The sequence below is a fragment of the Paraburkholderia kirstenboschensis genome, from assembly GCF_032806925.1.
Lineage (GTDB): Bacteria > Pseudomonadota > Gammaproteobacteria > Burkholderiales > Burkholderiaceae > Paraburkholderia > Paraburkholderia kirstenboschensis.
The window spans coordinates 843797-860889 of record NZ_CP136512.1; the positions used below are offsets into that span (position 1 = coordinate 843797).

Genomic DNA, 17093 nt, shown 5'->3' on the forward strand with positions numbered 1-17093 from the left:
TGATCTCAGGAGACGACATGAACAGTCCATCCAATGCGTCGACGGCATCGCTTGCCGAGCACGCTTACCGCATCCGCAGAAACGCGCTGTTAATGGGCGAAGTGCAGGGCCAGGGTTATATCGGGCAAGCGCTCGACATCGCCGATGTGCTGGCAGTCGCGTACTTCGGCGCAATGCACTACCGCCCGGAAGATCCCGAGTGGGAAGAGCGCGACCGCTTCCTGCTCTCCAACGGACACTACGCAATCGCGCTGTACGCGGCGCTGCTCGAAGCAGGCATTCTGCCCGCCGAAGAACTGGAGACCTACGGCAGCGACGACAGCCGTCTGCCCATGTCCGGCATGGCGAGCTACACGCCCGGCATGGAGATGTCCGGCGGCTCGCTCGGACACGGGCTGACGATTGCGGTCGGCCGGTGTCTCGGACTCAAGCGCAAGGGCTCGAAGTCGTTCGTGTACACGCTGTTTTCAGACGGCGAACTCGACGAAGGCGCGATCTGGGAAGGCATCATGTCCGCGAGCCACTGGAAGCTCGACAACCTGATCGCCATTGTAGACGTGAATAACCAGCAGGCCGACGGACCGTCGACGCAGATCATGGCGTTCGAACCACTAGTCGACAAGCTCGAAGCATTCGGGTGGTTCACGCAACGTGTGGACGGCAACGATATCGGCGCCGTGGCCGCCGCGTTCGATGCGGCCCGCAAGCATCCCGGCAAAGAGCCGCGCATGATCGTCGCCGATACACGCATGGGTTGCGGCGTACCGTTCCTCGAAGCGCGCGAGAAGAACCACTTTATCCGCGTCGATGCGCACGAATGGCAATTGGCGCTCGAAGCACTGGAAGCAGGGAGACAAGCATGAGTAACGCAACCATGAGCAAACCGCGCCTGAAGACCTCGGCGATGATCGCGTCCATTGCGGGCGAAGGCCAGCTCACGCGCTCGGCGCCTTTCGGTCACGCGCTCGTCGAATTGGCTCGACAGAAGACCAATGTTGTCGGCATGACGGCCGATCTCGGCAAATACACGGACCTGCATATCTTCGCGAAGGAATTCCCCGAACGCTATTACCAGATGGGCATGGCCGAGCAATTGCTGATGGGCGCAGCGGCGGGCCTCGCGCACGAAGGCGCACAACCGTTCGTCACCACCTACGCGGTGTTCGCGACGCGTCGTGCGTATGACTTCATGCATCAGGCCATTGCCGAAGACAACCTCGATGTGAAGATAGTCTGCGCGTTGCCCGGGCTCACCACGGGTTACGGTCCAAGCCACCAGGCCGCGGAAGACCTCGCGTTGATGCGCGCCATGCCGAACATGACCGTTATCGATCCGTGCGATGCGCTCGATATCGAACAGATGGTGCCCGCCATTGCCGCACACAACGGCCCTGTGTATGCGCGTCTTTTGCGCGGCAACGTGCCTGCGGTGCTGGATGAATACGACTACACGTTCGAGCTCGGCAAGGCAAAGATGCTGCGCGACGGCGCGGAGGTACTCGTCATCTCGTCGGGCATCATGACCATGCGTGCGCTCGAAGTCGCGAAAGCACTGGAGCGCGACAACATTGGCGTGGGCGTGCTGCACGTGCCGACCATCAAGCCGCTCGACACGCAGACGATCGTGCGCGAAGCGAAGCGTTCCGGCAGGCTCGTCGTGGTGGCGGAGAACCATACGACGATCGGCGGTCTAGGCGAAGCCATTGCGGCCGAACTGATGCGCGCCGGCGTGTCGTGCCCGTTCAGGCAGGTGGCGCTTCCCGATGCATTCCTCGCTGCGGGCGCACTGCCGACGCTGCACGACCGCTATGGTATTTCGACGTCCGCGATGATCGAGTCGATCAAGGGCTGGCTCGGTTAGGTCCGCGCATTGCGGATTCCATTACCTGGGAGGTAATCGACGCACCTCCGGGCGAGGGCAATCATACGCAGCATGCAAGTTCCGATTTCTTCATGCATGAAGGAGTGACCATGACTGCGTATGCGATTGCCCATTTGCACGAGGTTCAAATGTGCGCCGAGATTGTCGAGTACCTCGAGGGTATCGACGCAACCCTTGCGCCGTTCGGCGGCCGATTCATCGTACACGGCGCACAGCCGCACGTCGTGGAAGGCGAATGGCACGGCGACCTGATCGCGATTGCATTTCCCGACCTTCCGACGGCGCGCGCCTGGTATGCGTCGGACGCCTATCGGCGCATTCTGCCGTTGCGTATGCGGCATGCTCGCGGAGCGGTAATTCTCGTGGAAGGCGTGGACGAGAATCACAAAGCAACCGACATCCTGCGTTGAATCCCGCGTTCAATCCTGCCGATACTGCGATACGCCGCGATGCGGCGCGGCCCACCTCGCGGTCCGGCTCCTGGGCACTCCGAAGCGCACGGAGTCCACAACCGTCATAATGCGATCATTCGAAGCCACCTATTCGCGCCACAATGATCGACCCTCAAGCCCAAGCAAGCTCCTCGCCCCGCCTCACCAGCCTGTCGCACGGCGGCGGGTGCGGCTGCAAGATCGCCCCCGGCCTGCTCGCCGGCCTGCTCAAACGCAGCGCGCCGCTGCCGTTCTTCCCGGACCTGCTCGTCGGCAACGATACCGCCGACGACGCCGCCGTGTACAAGCTGAACGACGAGCAGGCGATCGTCGCGACCACAGACTTCTTCATGCCGATCGTCGACGATCCGTTCGACTTCGGCCGCATTGCCGCGACCAACGCCCTCTCCGACGTCTATGCAATGGGCGGCAAACCGCTGATGGCGCTCGCCATCGTCGGAATGCCGATCAACGTGTTGCCGCACGACGTGATTGCGGCAGTGCTCAAAGGCGGCGAGTCGGTGTGCGCCGACGCCGGCATTCCGCTCGCGGGCGGTCATTCGATCGACTCGGTCGAGCCGATCTACGGTCTCGTCGCAATCGGCGTGGTCGATCCGCGGCGCGTGAAGCGCAACGCGGGCGCGCAGGCCGGCGACGTGCTGATTCTCGGCAAACCGCTCGGCGTTGGCGTGCTTTCGGCCGCGCTGAAGAAAGACCGGCTCGACGCGAACGGCTACGCCGCCATGATCGGCGCGACGACCAAGCTAAACCGGCCGGGCGCGGAACTCGCCGGGCTCGACGGCGTGCATGCGCTCACCGACATCACGGGCTTCGGCCTGCTCGGCCATACGCTGGAACTGGCGCGCGGCTCGAAGCTCACCGCGCGCGTGCGTTACGCCGACCTGCCGTGGCTGCCGGGCGTCGTCGAATTTGCTGAAGCCGGCGTTTTCACCGGCGCCTCCGGGCGCAATTGGGATGCTTACGGCAAAGATATTTCGTTGCCCGCGACATTGCAGCCGAGCGCGCGCACCTTGCTCACGGACCCGCAAACCTCGGGCGGCCTGCTGGTTTCGTGTTCGCCCGAGTCTGTGGACGACGTGCTAGCGCTCTTTCACGCCGACGGTTTCGGCGACGCTCGCGTGATCGGCGAAATGGTTGCAGGCGAAGGGCGCGTCGAAGTGATCTGAAAGAAGCCGGCGGCTGGCAAGGCGCCGTGAAAGGTTGCAGAAAGCTGCGCCCAGCCGCCACTCGCGCCGCATGCGATAATTTCGGTCTATCAGCACCGCTTTGTCCGCTTTTCCTCCGTACGCCCTTGAAAAACCTACTCGTCAGCCTCGATCAAGCCGGTGATTTCGATGAAATCATCGACGTACGCACGCCTCTCGAGTTTGCCGAGGACCATATTCCGGGCGCGATGAACGCGCCGGTGCTGAGCAACGAGGAACGGGTGCTGGTCGGCACGATGTACAAGCAGGTGTCGCCGTTCGAAGCCACGAAGGTCGGCGCGGCGCTGGTGGCTCGCAACATCGCGCTTCATCTGGAAACGACGTTCGCCGACCGGCCGCGCAACTGGCGGCCGCTGATTTATTGCTGGCGCGGCGGCAAACGCTCGGGCTCCGTCACGTCGCTCTTCAACATGATCGGCTGGCCCGCGCGTCAGCTCGACGGCGGCTACAAGACCTATCGGCGCGCAACCGTCGAGGCGCTCACCACTCTGCCGACCCACTTCCGTTACGTCGCACTGGTCGGTCCGACCGGCAGCGGCAAGACGCGGCTCCTCGCCGCGCTCCACGAAGCAGGTGCGCAGACGCTGGACCTCGAAGCGCTCGCCGCGCATCGCGGCTCGCTGCTCGGCGCGTGGGCGGGCGTCGCGCAGCCGTCGCAAAAGGGCTTTGACACGTTGCTCGTGAGCGCGCTGCGCAGCTTCGATCCCGCGCGCCCGGTGTTCGTGGAAGCGGAGAGCCGTCGCATCGGCGCAATCACGCTGCCGCTCGCTCTGCTCGACACGTTTCATCGCGGCGAGTGTGTGGAAGTGGCGGCGAGCCGCGAAGACCGCTCGGCGTTTCTGCTTCACGACTACGCGCAACTGTTCGACGATCCCGAGTCGCTGAAGGCGCAACTGGAACGTTTGATCGGCTTGCATAGCCGCGAGCGCGTCGCCGGTTGGCAAAAACTCGTCGACGAAAACCGGCGCGCCGAACTCGCAAACGAGTTGATCGAACTGCACTACGATCCCGCGTACGCGCGCAGCAGCCATCAGCATTTCACGCAACTGCCGCAGGCGCTGCAAATCCAGTTCCGGCCGAACGACGCAGACGTCGTCGATCAGGCTAAAGCGCTTCTCGCGCAACTCGATAAGCGCTCAGTCGCGCTAGTCTGACCCAACCTCAACGTTAAGAACAACATGCAATCAACCCTTCGGCAACCCCGCGTCGCGCTTGGCTGGATCGTATTCCTCGCGATCGCCGTCGTCGGACTCTTCTATGTGAAGTGGTTTCCGTATTACAACCGCGCGTTCGTCGCCGCGAGCCAGCATTCGATCGGCAAGTCAATCCTGATGGGCACGTCGGCGAGTGCGCCAGCGGCGTCGTGGCAGTCCGCAATCGACTACGCGCTGGCCTACGGCAAGGCCATCTGGCAGGCAATGGTGCTGGGTCTGTTGCTCGGCTCCGCGGTGCAGGCGCTGATTCCGCCGCAATGGGTCGCACGCGCCCTCGGTCGCAGCGACTTCAGCAGCGTCGTGAAAGGCGGCCTGATGTCGTTGCCCGGCATGATGTGCACCTGCTGCGCAGCGCCGGTGGTGGCGGGCCTGCGCGCGCGGCAGGCGGCGCCCGGCGCGGCAATCGCATTCTGGCTCGGCAATACGGCACTCAATCCCGCCACGCTGATCTTCATGGGTTTCGTACTCGGCTGGCAGTGGATGGGCTTGCGGCTCGCTCTCGGCCTCGTGATGGTGTTCGGCCTCGGCTACCTAGTGAACCGCATGGTGACGCCGAAGGAAGCCGAGGCGTCGCGCGAAGCCATCGCGCAACTGGTCGCGACGGATGAACCGGGTACTGCATTCACGCGCTGGGTCAAGATACTCGGCACGATGACGCTGCGTCTCGTGCCCGAATACATCGTGCTGGTGCTGATTCTCGGCGCGGCGCGCGCGTGGCTCTTTCCGCACATCGGTCCGGATATCGACAACAGCGTGCTGTGGATCGTCGCGCTGTCCATCGCCGGCACGCTGTTCGTGATTCCGACGGCGGGCGAAGTGCCGATCATTCAAGCGATGCTGTCTTTCGGCATGGCAGCCGGCCCTGCCGGCGCGCTGCTAATGACGCTGCCGCTTGTCAGCGTCCCGTCTATGGCGATGCTCGGGCGCTCGTTCCCGAAGCGCGTTCTGAGCGTCGTCGCGTTGGCCGTGGTGGTCTGCGGCGTGGTGAGCGGCCTGGTCGCCGCGTCCCTGGGGTTCCGATGAAAAAGCTTGCAGTGTTTACGCTCGCGTCGTGGACGGCTGCGGCGCTTCTCTACTTCGGCCAGCACTCGGTGGCGCTGATCGCGGTGACCGGAGTGCTCGTGCTGGCGAGCTTCGACCTGCTTCGTCCTTGAGGCCGGCTTAACAACGCGTGCTAGCGGCCTGCATATACACGGCCGCCTCACACCGCGTCTAGTAGCGCTAACGTGCCGTTGCTGCTTCGAGTGTCGTGCGACGGCGGGCGCCGACCAAAGCCGCGATGCCCGTGCCAACTCCCAACGTCAGAAGACATGCAGTAGGCACCAGCATCGGCGCAATCTGGCTATGCGCCGCTTTGCCGACATAAGGCATCAGATTCTGCCCCGCGAAGCCGCCGAGATTGCCGATTGCATTGATCGCCGCGACGCTCGCCGCGGCGCGTGCGCCCGAGAAAAACCGCGGCGGCAGCGACCAGAAGCACGGATACAGTAACGGAATGCATGCCCCGCCCAGGCATAGCGCCGCAAAGCGCAGCGTTGCTGTGGGCAGCACGAGGCTGGACGCGAAGCCCACCACGCCAACGCCTGCAACGATGCTCATCGCCCTCAAGACCACGCGCTCACGCTTGAGCTTGCCGGGAAGCCACAACAGAAGCAGCGTGGCGAGTGCCCACGGAATCATGTTGAGCACGCCATTGAGCGACGACGACACGCCGTCGCTCTTCAACAGCGTCGGCATCCAGTAGGTCACGCCGTAGAGCGACGTGGACATCAGCATATAGGTCAGCGCGAACATCAGCACCTTCGGGTCGAGCAGCGCGGCCCACGGATGCGTCGCCTTGGCATTGTCCGATGCCTCGCGCTTGAGCGCGGCGAGTACCACGTCCTTTTCCTGTTGCGAGAGGAACGGTGCTTCGCTTACCGAATTCGGCAGGTACTTCAGCGCCACGAATGCGATCACCACGGCCGGCAGACCGGTCGCGATAAACACCCACTGCCAGCCGGCAAATCCCCATGTGCCGCCCAGCGTGAGCAACAGGCCGCCGATCAGTGAGCCGAGCATATTGGCCAGCGAACTGCCGAGCGTGAAGAAGCCCAGCACCTTTGTGCGATAGCTCTGCGGAAACCACTGCGTGAGGTAATAGATCACGCCCGGATAGAACCCGGCTTCAGCGACGCCCAATGCAAAGCGGAACGAATAGAACACCGGCAGCGAACGGGCAAACGCCATCAGAACCGTCACGATGCCCCACGTCATCATGATGCGGGCGAGCCACGCACGCGCGCCGAAACGATGCAGCGCGAGCGTGCTCGGCACCTCGAACAGCAGATAGCCGATGAAAAACAGCGACGCGCCCAATCCATACGACGCTTCGGTCATGCCGAGGTCGTGCACCATCTCCAACTTGGCGAAGCCGACGTTCTGGCGGTCGATGAACGAAATCAGGAACATGACGATGAGCAGCGGCATTAACCGCCACGCCATCTTTTTCATGACCTGCTGCTCGAATGCTAGTTGTGTTGACATGGTTTCTCCGCTTGCCCGACTGCTCGGCAATAAAATTGATACAGTCATATATATGATTGTATGAATCGCAGATGAGCGCCATGGGGTGATACCCGCATGGCAGGCAGAGCCGCGCTGAGTCGGAGCCGAGTTCGTCTGAAGAAGGCGAGCTAACGCAGGTCTAGCGGATTTCGACCTGGTACTGGAATGTATCGGCCGCACCGCGCGTGCTACGCCATTCAAATGGCGTGCCGGCGAAGTCGGAGGCGACGCGGTGAACGAGAATCACCGGGCTGCCGGTTTTGATGCCGAGCAGTGAAGCCGTTTCGGCGGTAGCCTGTTCTACGCGGAGAATTTCAGTGGCCGAGGCCACCATCTGCTTGCAGAGCCGTTCGTAGAGCGGGTACAGCAGGTCTTCGAACTTGTCGAGCGGCAACGTGGCAAGCGCTTCGAAACGCGCGCGCGGCAGCCATATTTCCTCCGACAGCACCGCCCGCCCTTCGATCATTCGCACACGCGACAGATGAATGGCCTTCTCCGACGCCTTCATCCCCAGCGCGTTGCGAATCTCTTCATCGGGCTTCACCACCTCGCGCTTCAGGACGCGCGCGGTGGGGCGCACCGGCTGGCCGTCGCGCGAGACAAAGCGGAAAAAGCGGAACAGCGACGAGTCGAAGCGCGGCCGCCGCACGAACGTGCCTTTGCCTTGAGTGCGAGTGAGCACGCCGTCGCTGACCAGCAGGTCGATCGCCTTGCGCACGGTGCCGGTCGAAACGTTGTAAAACTGGCCCAGTTCGGCCTCGGTGGCGATGGCCTCTTCGGGCGCCCATTCGCCGGCGGCAATGCGGCTCACCAGATCATCGCGCAATTGCTGATAACGGGGCAGCCGGTCGTCCGGCCTGGACACGAAAGACGCCGTATTCATGGATTCATACAGTTATGCAGAGGAGTAACTACTGTACCGCATTGGATCGATCGAAAGCGAGCAAGGGTTATTACCCAATGACCGGGCGTCCGATTGCGCGCAAGATTCATACAGTCATATATATGAATCGAGAAACATCAGGACGAACGGACGGAGATGGCTATGTTCAAGTGGTACAGGGAGGGTACGCCTGTCGAGCGCAATACCTTCTGGGGTTGTTTCGCGGGATGGGGTCTGGACGCGCTCGACGTGCAGATGTTCACGCTCGCCATTCCGGCGATCATCGCGGCGTATGGCATCGACCACACGCAGGCGGGCGCGATCAGCGGTGTCACCCTGGTCTCGTCGGCGCTAGGCGGCTGGATTGCTGGCGCGCTGTCGGACCGCTTCGGCCGCGTGCGCACCTTGCAGATGACGATTCTCTGGTTCGCCGGCTTCACCTTCCTGTGCGCATTCGCGCAGAATTTCCCGCAACTGTTGGTGCTTAAAGCGCTGCAAGGCTTTGGATTCGGCGGCGAGTGGGCTGCCGGTGCTGTCCTGATGGCGGAGACGATCCGCACCGAACATCGCGGCAAGGCAATGGGCGCGGTGCAAAGCGCGTGGGCCGTGGGTTGGGGTGCCGCGGTGCTGGTCTACGCAGCGGTATTCTCATGGCTGCCCGCCGACACCGCCTGGCGCGTGATGTTCGCAGTCGGCCTGCTGCCCGCCGGCCTCGTGCTGTTCGTGCGGCGCAATCTGAAAGAGCCGGTGCGCATCGAGCCCGTCGGCGCGAGCGTCGGTCCCAAGGTCTCAGCGTTCGGTCAGATCCTGCAAGTGTTTCAGCCTCGCGTGCTGCGAACCACGATCGTCGGTGCGGTGCTCGGCACCGGCGCTCACGGCGGTTACTACGCGATCATGACGTGGCTGCCCACGTTTCTCGCGAAGGAACGGCATCTGTCGGTGTTGAATACCGGTGGTTACCTTGCCGTCGTGATCGTCGCGTTCTGGTGCGGTTGCATGCTGAGCGCGTATCTGCTCGATCGGATCGGCCGGCGTCGTAACATCGCGTTGTTCGCTTTCTGCTGCATCGTCACCGTGCTCGCATACGTCATGCTGCCGTTGACGAATATGCAGATGCTCGTGCTCGGCTTCCCGCTCGGACTCTTCGCCGCCGGCATTCCGGCGAGCCTTGGCCCGCTCTTCAACGAACTGTACCCCGCCGACATGCGTGGCACCGGCGTCGGCTTCTGCTACAACTTCGGGCGCATTGCATCCGCAGGCTTTCCGGTTCTGGTCGGCTACATGAGCCATTCAATGTCGCTCGGCGCGGCCATCGGCATCGACGCAGCCGTTGCCTATGGGCTTGCGATGATCGCTGTATTGCTGCTTCCGGAAACGCGCGGCAAGCGTCTGCGTGATGTCGCGCCGGAGCAGGCCGCGAATGCCACCGACGCTGCCGACGCAGCGCGCCTCAACCTGAACTCTCCGCGTAGTTGAATATGAACGCATATGCATCCTCACCCACGTTTGCAAAGGGTGGCGTCGACACCCACGCGCACGTTTTCGAGCAAGGCTTGCCGCTGACCGGCGAGCGCCGCTACGCGCCCGCCTACGACGCAACGCTCGACGACTATCTGCCGCTACTGAACGCGCATGGAATAACGCATGCGGTGCTCGTGCAGCCGAGCTTTCTCGGCACCGACAATCGCTATCTGTTGCAAGCGTTGTCCGCGGACACCGAGCGTTTGCGCGGCGTTGCTGTCGTTGCACCGGACATAAGCGCGAATGACCTGGCCGACCTGCACAGGCGCGGCGTGACGGGAATTCGCCTCAACCTTATGGAGCAGACGCTGCCGGATTTGCGCGCACAACCGTGGACGTCGCTGCTGGACAACATTGCGCGACTGGATTGGCATGTCGAGTTGCACAGAAACGCAGTCGATCTGGAGCCGCTGATCGACCAGCTTCTGAAGCGCGGCGTGCGAGTCGTCGTCGATCATTTCGGCCGGCCGGATCCGGCCTTGGGCACACAGGACCCGGGTTTCAAAGCGCTGCTCGGCTTTGGCAAGACGGGGCGCGTGTGGGTGAAGGTGTCGGGCGCATATCGCTGTGCCGCGACGGGCTCGCCGTTCGTGGCGGATGCTACGCAGCAATTGATCGAGCAGTTCGGTCCGGACCGTTTGATGTGGGGCAGCGACTGGCCGCACACGCAATACGAATCGGTGACGAGTTATGGTGACGCCTTGTCGGCGCTGCTCGACGCCGGTCTCGATTCGACCGCTCTCGGCGCGATTTTGCGCACCACTGCTCGTTCGTTCTATGGATTCGACGTTGAGCCTGTCGTGAATGCGTCCGCAACGACGGCTGCCATGCAACGCGCGACGTACTGAATGCGTGGAGAAGAAAAGCGAGGAATTGAAGCGACTGTTTTGACAGGACAGTGGACGAAAGCGGAACCGCTTTCGTCCACCTCACTGATGCGTTGGTAGGCTCGATTGGATTCGAACCAACGACCCCCACCATGTCAAGGTGGTGCTCTAACCAACTGAGCTACGAGCCTGTAGAGGCGCGAATTATAGAGAGTCTCTCGAAACTGCACAAGAGCCAGACGGCATTCGTGTTGTCGACGCTCGCGCCACTCATTGCGACGCCTTCCATTCGGCGTATGCATCGAGTGGGAAGACTGGGCGCCTGACATTCCGGAAAGCGAACAGGCCATAGTCGGAACTCGTCACGCCGCGGCTATCGCACTCCACGAGCCCGGCGGAGATCGGCACGAAAACCGGACGGCAATACATGCGCGATTTGAGCAGAAGGAAGCGCGCGCGACGCGGGTCGATACCCACGCTTTCGAACACGCCGAGGTCCCACGGCTCATGCGTGTGCTCGGTCACGACCAGTTTCACCGTGCCGGTATCGAGAACCGCGGCGCGTCCCATGTGAGCCCGCTGCCCGGTGTAAGTCGGCCCGCTGATCACATACTCGCCGTCGGTCAAGGCTCGCACCACACCGGTCATCGCAACGGGCGCGCGCGGCGTCACCGCACTGCTTGCAACCTTGTTGCCGATCGTGACGGTCACCGAGCTGCCGACACCCGCGGCCATCAATGCGGCCACCGCTTGCGGATCGCACAAAGGCCCAGTGACGATGCCTTCCAGATTCTGCCGGAGCGCCTCTTCGAGCAGATCCATTGTGTCGCACGTGCCGCCCGACATGCAGTTGTCGCCATGATCCAGCAGCAGCACCGGCTTGTCGGCGTCTTTTGCGAGAGCGGCGGCTTGCGCAACCGATTCCGCGAGCGGCGCGCTGCGATAGACGAACTCTTCGCGCTCATTCCAGATTTGCTGCGCAATACGCTCGGCCACCGCTTCCGCTTGCGCGCGCTCGCCATTGCCGACTACCACGACGCTGATACACGGCGCAGCGATATCCGCGAGCGAAAAACCGGACAACACCGAGACCGCGAGCATGCCGTCGGCCTCGGCCGCGCGCGCGGCGTCGACGGCACGCTTCATCGCGCCTTCAGCGGTCGCGCTGCGCAGCGTGTGCGTGAGCAGTGGCGGCTGACGCCAGGCGATGACCGGCCTCGCCTCGCCATGTATGAGAGCAAACAGCAGACGCGCGGCGTGCGCACCGGTTTCATACATATCGACGTGCGGATAAGTCTTGAAGCTGACGATCACGTCCGCGTTGTCGATCATTTTCTGCGTGACGTTGCCGTGTAAATCGAGCGCGACGGCAATCGGGGCATTGGGCAACGCGGCGCGCACGCGTTCGAGGAGATCGCCTTCGCCGTCGTTCGAATTCTCCGCGACCATTGCGCCGTGCAGATCCAGCATCACGGCATCGCATCCGCTCGCGGCTGCAAGAATTGCGTCGCAGATTGCGTTATATGCGGCCGCTTCGACCGGCCCGCTCGGATTGGCCGCCGCCGACACCGGCGTAACGATCTGCGCGCCTTCGCGCGCAGCGGCGTCGATGAACGCGGCCATCGCGGTCTGCATGCCATTGTTGTCGTTGAACGCGTCGTCGTTGAAACTCGGGCCGGCGTTCGCACCGTTCTGGCCGAAAGCGGACAACGGGGTAGGCACCGGCGAGAACGTGTTGGTCTCGTGATTCATCCGCGCAATGAGGATTTTCATACGCTCGAACCCTCCGACATGGGCGCTGTCTGCACAGTTTGCGCCGCTCTCAACATCGCATGCAACAGCACGTTGCAGCCGGCTTCCAGATGATCCGCGCGCGCGTCCTCGATTTCGTTGTGGCTGATGCCGTCCTTGCAGGGTACGAAGATCATTGCGGCATGCGCCACGCGCGCGAGGTACACGGCGTCGTGGCCGGCACCGCTGATCACGTCCATCGACGAAAGGCCCAGCATGTCCGCGCCTTGTTTGACGGCGGCCACCAGTTCCGCCGCGAACGGTTGCGGCGCGAAGTACACGACCGGCTCTATATCAACCGCGATGCCCGTTTTCTCGCCCGCAACCGCGCAGGCTTCGCGCAGCGCGCTATCCATTGCGGTCAGCGTGGTGTCGTCGGCGGCGCGCAGGTCGACCGTCAATTTGACGCGGCCCGGAATCACGTTGCGCGAGTTCGGATGCACGTCGACCCAGCCCACTGTGCCGCGCCCATGCGGCGCATGGTCGAGCGCGATACGGTTCACGGCGTGAATGAGATCGGCGGCAACGAGCAGCGCATCGCGGCGCAATTCCATCGGCGTCGGTCCGGCGTGCCCTTCCATGCCGTGCACGGTCACGTCGTACCAGCGTTGACCGAGTGCGCCTTGCACGATGCCGATGGTTTTATCGTTTGCTTCCAGCACCGGACCCTGCTCGATATGGGCTTCGAAATACGCGCCAACGGTATGCGGTTTCGTGTTTTCGCCAACGTAGCCGATTGCGCTCAGCGCGTCTCGCACGGAGACGCCTTCCCGGTCCCGCTGCGCAAGCGCATGTTCGAGTGTGAAAGCGCCTGCAAACACACCTGAGCCCATCATCACGGGAACGAAGCGCGAGCCTTCCTCGTTGGTCCAGACCGCGACTTCGAGCGGCGCCAGCGTTGTAACGTTCGCATCGGCCAGCGTGCGCAGCACCTCTATGCCGGCGAGCACGCCGTAGTTGCCGTCGAACTTGCCGCCGGTCGGCTGCGTGTCGATGTGGCTGCCGGTCATCACGGGCGGCAGGTCGTCGCGCAAACCGGCGCGGCGCGCAAAGATGTTGCCGATTGCGTCGACGCGAACTGTGCAGCCAATTTCTTTCGCCCAACTAACGACTAGATCGCGCGCGATGCGATCCAGTTCGGTTAGCGCTAGCCGACAGACGCCGCCCTTCTCGGTCGCGCCAATCTTCGCGAGCTGCATGAGACTGTTCCAAAGCCGTTCGCCGTCGACACGCAGACTACTAACTGTTTCGGTGGGCTGAGATTCATGAACTTGCATCAGTGCTTCCTCATAGTGAAGTCGGCGCGGACTCAGACAACGCCGACGCCCAGATAGCGGTCCTTGATCGAGTCGTCGGCGGCGAACGACGCGTTGTCGCCCGAATAAACGATCACGCCCTGTTCGATGATGTAGTGACGGTCCGCGAGTTGCGTGCAGACTTCGAGATTCTGCTCGACGAGCAGGATCGCCACACCCGCCTCGCGAATGAGTTTGAGCTGCGCGACGATTTCTTCGACGATCACCGGGGCGAGACCTTCCACCGGTTCATCGAGCATCAGAAGACGCGGATGATTCATCAGCGCACGGCCAATCGCGAGCATCTGCTGTTCGCCGCCGGACAGCTGTCCTCCGCCGTTCGTGCGCCGCTCTTTCAGCCGCGGAAAAATACGGTAGATGTCGTCGAGTTGCCAGGGCGAGTCTTTGCGCGCGCCGAGCCGCAAGTTTTCTTCCACGGTGAGCAACCGAAAAATGCCGCGGTGTTCGGGCACGAAGCACACGCCGCGCGAGGCGATCTTATGCGGCTGCAGGCCGCTTATGGTCGCACCGTTGAACGTCACGCTGCCGTTCTTCGGCGCGACCACGCCCGCGATCGCCTTGAGCGTAGTGGATTTGCCTGCGCCGTTGCGACCGAGCAGCGTGACCGTCTCACCTTCCGCGATCTGCAACGAAACGCCTTGCAGGATGTGACTCTTGCCGTAGAAGCCGTGAATCTGCTGCACGTCGAGAATCATGCGCGGCCTCCAGTGATCATGTTGCCGAGATAGGCGCTGCGCACGCGCTCGTCGCCGCGAATTTCGTCGGGCCGCCCTTCCACCAGCACGCGCCCTTGTTGCATGACGGTGATGGTGTCCGAGATGTCCATCACGATGCCCATGTTGTGCTCGATCAGGACGACGGTGTAGTCCTCGCGTAAGCCGCGAATCAGTTGCTTCATATCGTCGAGATCGTCGATACCCATGCCCGACGTCGGCTCGTCGAGAAAGATCGCCTTGGGACGTGCCGCGAGTGCCATGCCGAGTTCGAGCCGCCGTTGCTGACCATGCGACAGAGCGCCGGCTGGAACTTTGCTGAAGCGCTGCAACGCGAGGCGTTCGAGCACGCCGTCGACGGTATCGGTGTGGGCCAGTGCGCCGCGCGGCGGCGACCATGCATTGAGCGCACGCACAGAATCGACACCTTGCGCCGCCAGCCGCAAGTTTTCCTGCACGCTCAGATTGGCGAACAGACTCGTCACCTGGAACGATCTCGCGACGCCGCGACGCACACGCTTGTGATCGGGCTCGCGCGTTACGTCGTGTCCGTCGAACACAATCGTTCCCGCGGTGATCGGCAGAGTGCCGGTGAGCACATGGAAGAGCGTGGTCTTGCCCGCGCCATTCGGACCGATTACCGAGTGCACGGTGCGCGGCATGATGCGCAGGTTGACGTCGGAGAGCGCCGTGAATTTGCCGTAGCGTTTCACTACGCCGCTTGCGTTCAGAATCGCCTCGGTCATACGCGCTCCTTTGCGGTGTCGTCGGCTGCTGTGTCTGCATCGGCTTCCTGATTGCGGCGCAGTGCTTGCCAGATGCGCTCGCCGACTCCCCATAGACCGCGCTGCATATAGAGGCTCACCGCCATCAGCACGATGCCGAGCAACAGCAGCCAGCGCGGCCACAATGTTGAAAGCCAGTCGGCGAACAGCACATAAAAAGCGGCGCCCAACACGGACGCGAAGAGGTTGCCGGTGCCGCCGATCACGGTCATCACGAGGATCATCTCGCTCGTGTGGTAGTCGATGTTGGAAAGTGGCGCGATACCGGTCATCAACGCATGCAATGCGCCCGCGAGTCCGGTCACCGCACCGGAGACCACGAACGCCATCAGCTTGAAACGCTTGACGTCGTAGCCGACGGCGGCGGCACGTGCTTCGTTGTCGCGGATTGCGAGCAGCGTGCGGCCGAATACGGAGTGCGAGACGCGCATCAGCAGCCAGAACACGACGAGGAAAAGTACCGCGACGAATCCGTAGTACTGCCACGGGGAAGCGAGCGGAATCAGCTCTTTGCCGAGCAACCCGAGCGCCGGCCGCGGAATGTCGAGCAGTCCGTTGTCGCCGCCGGTCACGTCTGGCGTGGTGTAGGCGAGGAAGTAGAACAGTTGTCCGAATGCGAGCGTCAGCATTACGAAGTACGTGCCGCGCTGCCTGATCGAAAACCATCCGACAATTGCGGCCGCTATCGCACCGATCGCGATTGCCGCAAGCAGCGCGACAGGCACCGGCAAAGCGGCCTTGGTCAGCACGAGTCCAGCGCTATAGCTGCCGAGTCCGAAGAAGATGCCCTGCCCGAACGACAGCAGTCCCGTGTGACCGAGCAGAAGATTGCAGCCCAATGCAGCGAGCGCGAACACGAGCACTTCTGTTGCGAGCGAGCCGGAGCGCAACGTCAGCGGCAAGATGCACACGACGAGCAGCGCGAGCAACAGGAACCGATAGCGATGCAGCGCGCGTCGCAAAGCGGGCTGCGATGCGCGCGGAGCCGCTTTCGTGGCAGCGGATTTAGAAGTATCGATCACGCGGCTCTCCCGAGTAGGCCATTGGGCCGCAGCAGAAGAACGGCCGCCATCGCGACGTAGATCATCAAGCGCGCGCCCTCGGGCCACAGCGTGCTCATGACGCTTTGCACGATACCCACCAACAGGCCGCCGACCAGCGCGCCGAGAAAATTGCCCATGCCGCCCACCACCACGACGACGAACGCGACACCGAGCGCCTCTATGCCCATGAAAGGGTCGACGCCGCGAATCGGCGCGGCGAGCACGCCGGCGAGCGCGGCGGTTGCGGCCCCGAGCGCGAACACGAGGCTGAACACGCGCAACACGTTGATGCCAAGCAGTGAGACCATCTCCGTCGATTCGCTGCCGGCGCGCACCGCGCTGCCAAGACGCGTGCCCTCGAGCACCCACCAGAGCAACGCCGCGAGCACCGCAGTGAAGCCGATCACGAACAGGCGGTACTTGGGATAAACAAAGCTGCCCCACATCACCACGCCGTTCAGCATGTCAGGAACGGCCACGTTGTCACCGAGCGGCCCCCACACGAGGATCGCGCATTCCTGCACGACGAGCGCGAGGCCTACCGTCACGAGAATATGGAACTCGTGCTGCTGCGCGTAGACGTGCCGCAAGATCAGCTTTTCGACGACCCATGCCAACGCGCCGACCGCAATCGGCACTACGATCAGCGCCGTCCAGAAGCTCATCGACCACTGCATCGCCTGATAGCAGAAGTAGGCGCCGAGCAGATAGAAGGCGCCGTGCGCGAAGTTCACGAAGCGCAAGAGGCCGAACACGATCGACAAGCCGACCGCGAGCAGGAAATACAGCATCCCGACCCCGATGCCGTTGACGATCTGCAGGAGATAAACGTTCATGGCGTCCGTGTGAGGAATTGGCGAAACTTCACTGCGTGTGCGTGCGTTCGTGCGTACGCATGCGTTCTTGCGTTCCCA

General features: G+C 62.8%; 17 protein-coding genes and 1 tRNA gene. 9 read left to right on the forward strand and 9 right to left on the reverse strand.

Going from position 1 to position 17093, the window contains the following annotated elements:
* Positions 1-17: 17 nt before the first annotated feature.
* From RW095_RS12485 to RW095_RS12515, 7 genes are all read left to right on the forward strand, one after another.
* Positions 18-863, forward strand: a complete 846-nt coding sequence (locus tag RW095_RS12485; RefSeq protein WP_317019319.1) for a transketolase — start codon at positions 18-20, stop codon at positions 861-863.
* Entirely contained in the window at positions 860-1861 is a 1002-nt protein-coding gene (locus tag RW095_RS12490; protein ID WP_317019320.1) for a transketolase family protein, read from the forward strand. The genes RW095_RS12485 and RW095_RS12490 overlap by 4 nt, the downstream gene beginning before the upstream one ends.
* A 110-nt stretch (positions 1862-1971) precedes the next feature.
* The gene (locus RW095_RS12495) at positions 1972-2292 is read left to right on the forward strand and encodes a DUF1330 domain-containing protein (protein WP_317019321.1); all 321 of its coding nucleotides are present in this window, start codon (positions 1972-1974) and stop codon (positions 2290-2292) included.
* 143 nt (positions 2293-2435) lie between these two features.
* Complete coding sequence (gene selD / locus RW095_RS12500) at positions 2436-3500, forward strand: selenide, water dikinase SelD (RefSeq protein ID WP_317019322.1); 1065 nt, start codon at positions 2436-2438, stop codon at positions 3498-3500.
* 125 nt (positions 3501-3625) lie between these two features.
* Positions 3626-4693, forward strand: a complete 1068-nt coding sequence (gene mnmH / locus RW095_RS12505; RefSeq protein WP_317019323.1) for a tRNA 2-selenouridine(34) synthase MnmH — start codon at positions 3626-3628, stop codon at positions 4691-4693.
* 24 nt (positions 4694-4717) lie between these two features.
* Positions 4718-5776, forward strand: a complete 1059-nt coding sequence (locus RW095_RS12510; protein ID WP_317019324.1) for a permease — start codon at positions 4718-4720, stop codon at positions 5774-5776.
* Entirely contained in the window at positions 5773-5907 is a 135-nt protein-coding gene (locus RW095_RS12515) for a hypothetical protein (protein ID WP_317019325.1), read from the forward strand. The genes RW095_RS12510 and RW095_RS12515 overlap by 4 nt, the downstream gene beginning before the upstream one ends.
* A gap of 67 nt (positions 5908-5974) precedes the next feature.
* Here RW095_RS12515 and RW095_RS12520 read toward each other — a convergent pair whose 3' ends face one another.
* Both RW095_RS12520 and RW095_RS12525 read right to left on the reverse strand, forming a co-directional pair.
* Complete coding sequence (locus RW095_RS12520; RefSeq protein ID WP_317019326.1) at positions 5975-7279, reverse strand: MFS transporter; 1305 nt, start codon at positions 7277-7279, stop codon at positions 5975-5977.
* Between the two features lie 160 nt (positions 7280-7439).
* Positions 7440-8183, reverse strand: coding sequence for a GntR family transcriptional regulator (locus tag RW095_RS12525; protein WP_317019327.1), 744 nt, complete (start codon positions 8181-8183; stop codon positions 7440-7442).
* A 162-nt stretch (positions 8184-8345) separates the two neighbouring features.
* Here RW095_RS12525 and RW095_RS12530 point away from each other — a divergent pair, with 162 nt between their 5' ends.
* Positions 8346-9659, forward strand: a complete 1314-nt coding sequence (locus RW095_RS12530) for an MFS transporter (protein ID WP_317019328.1) — start codon at positions 8346-8348, stop codon at positions 9657-9659.
* A gap of 2 nt (positions 9660-9661) precedes the next feature.
* The gene (locus RW095_RS12535) at positions 9662-10552 is read left to right on the forward strand and encodes an amidohydrolase family protein (RefSeq protein WP_317019329.1); all 891 of its coding nucleotides are present in this window, start codon (positions 9662-9664) and stop codon (positions 10550-10552) included.
* A gap of 93 nt (positions 10553-10645) precedes the next feature.
* Here RW095_RS12535 and RW095_RS12540 read toward each other — a convergent pair.
* The 7 genes from RW095_RS12540 to RW095_RS12570 all read right to left on the reverse strand — a co-directional run bounded on the left by RW095_RS12540 (position 10646) and on the right by RW095_RS12570 (position 17015).
* Positions 10646-10722 (reverse strand) — tRNA-Val (locus RW095_RS12540).
* Between the two features lie 79 nt (positions 10723-10801).
* On the reverse strand, positions 10802-12304 hold the full coding sequence (locus RW095_RS12545) for a M81 family metallopeptidase (protein ID WP_317019330.1): 1503 nt from the start codon (positions 12302-12304) through the stop codon (positions 10802-10804).
* Positions 12301-13599 carry a Zn-dependent hydrolase gene (locus RW095_RS12550; protein ID WP_317019331.1) on the reverse strand — a complete coding sequence of 433 codons (1299 nt, stop codon included), beginning with the start codon at positions 13597-13599 and terminating at the stop codon, positions 12301-12303. The genes RW095_RS12545 and RW095_RS12550 overlap by 4 nt, the downstream gene beginning before the upstream one ends.
* Positions 13600-13631: 32 nt before the next feature.
* Positions 13632-14333 carry an ABC transporter ATP-binding protein gene (locus RW095_RS12555; RefSeq protein WP_317019332.1) on the reverse strand — a complete coding sequence of 234 codons (702 nt, stop codon included), beginning with the start codon at positions 14331-14333 and terminating at the stop codon, positions 13632-13634.
* Positions 14330-15097 (reverse strand): ABC transporter ATP-binding protein, encoded by a 768-nt coding sequence (locus RW095_RS12560; RefSeq protein ID WP_317019333.1) that lies wholly within the window; start codon positions 15095-15097, stop codon positions 14330-14332. Before RW095_RS12560 ends, RW095_RS12555 begins: the two co-directional genes overlap by 4 nt.
* Positions 15094-16158 carry a branched-chain amino acid ABC transporter permease gene (locus tag RW095_RS12565; RefSeq protein ID WP_317019334.1) on the reverse strand — a complete coding sequence of 355 codons (1065 nt, stop codon included), beginning with the start codon at positions 16156-16158 and terminating at the stop codon, positions 15094-15096. Before RW095_RS12565 ends, RW095_RS12560 begins: the two co-directional genes overlap by 4 nt.
* A complete protein-coding gene (locus RW095_RS12570; RefSeq protein ID WP_317019335.1) occupies positions 16155-17015 on the reverse strand; it encodes a branched-chain amino acid ABC transporter permease in 861 nt (286 codons plus the stop codon). The genes RW095_RS12565 and RW095_RS12570 overlap by 4 nt, the downstream gene beginning before the upstream one ends.
* Positions 17016-17093 lie beyond the last annotated feature (78 nt).

Bases quoted from the DNA above. Each gene is read 5' to 3' on its own strand.
- RW095_RS12485 (WP_317019319.1), top strand. From the start codon at position 18: ATGAACAGTCCATCCAATGCGTCGACGGCATCGCTTGCCGAGCACGCT.
- RW095_RS12535 (WP_317019329.1), top strand. From the start codon at position 9,662: ATGAACGCATATGCATCCTCACCCACGTTTGCAAAGGGTGGCGTCGAC.
- RW095_RS12515 (WP_317019325.1), top strand. From the start codon at position 5,773: ATGAAAAAGCTTGCAGTGTTTACGCTCGCGTCGTGGACGGCTGCGGCG.
- RW095_RS12495 (WP_317019321.1), top strand. From the start codon at position 1,972: ATGACTGCGTATGCGATTGCCCATTTGCACGAGGTTCAAATGTGCGCC.
- selD (WP_317019322.1), top strand. From the start codon at position 2,436: ATGATCGACCCTCAAGCCCAAGCAAGCTCCTCGCCCCGCCTCACCAGC.
- RW095_RS12570 (WP_317019335.1), bottom strand. From the start codon at position 17,015: ATGAACGTTTATCTCCTGCAGATCGTCAACGGCATCGGGGTCGGGATG.
- RW095_RS12525 (WP_317019327.1), bottom strand. From the start codon at position 8,183: ATGAATACGGCGTCTTTCGTGTCCAGGCCGGACGACCGGCTGCCCCGT.
- RW095_RS12520 (WP_317019326.1), bottom strand. From the start codon at position 7,279: ATGTCAACACAACTAGCATTCGAGCAGCAGGTCATGAAAAAGATGGCG.
- RW095_RS12490 (WP_317019320.1), top strand. From the start codon at position 860: ATGAGTAACGCAACCATGAGCAAACCGCGCCTGAAGACCTCGGCGATG.
- RW095_RS12560 (WP_317019333.1), bottom strand. From the start codon at position 15,097: ATGACCGAGGCGATTCTGAACGCAAGCGGCGTAGTGAAACGCTACGGC.
- RW095_RS12545 (WP_317019330.1), bottom strand. From the start codon at position 12,304: ATGAAAATCCTCATTGCGCGGATGAATCACGAGACCAACACGTTCTCG.
- RW095_RS12555 (WP_317019332.1), bottom strand. From the start codon at position 14,333: ATGATTCTCGACGTGCAGCAGATTCACGGCTTCTACGGCAAGAGTCAC.
- RW095_RS12530 (WP_317019328.1), top strand. From the start codon at position 8,346: ATGTTCAAGTGGTACAGGGAGGGTACGCCTGTCGAGCGCAATACCTTC.
- RW095_RS12550 (WP_317019331.1), bottom strand. From the start codon at position 13,599: ATGCAAGTTCATGAATCTCAGCCCACCGAAACAGTTAGTAGTCTGCGT.
- RW095_RS12510 (WP_317019324.1), top strand. From the start codon at position 4,718: ATGCAATCAACCCTTCGGCAACCCCGCGTCGCGCTTGGCTGGATCGTA.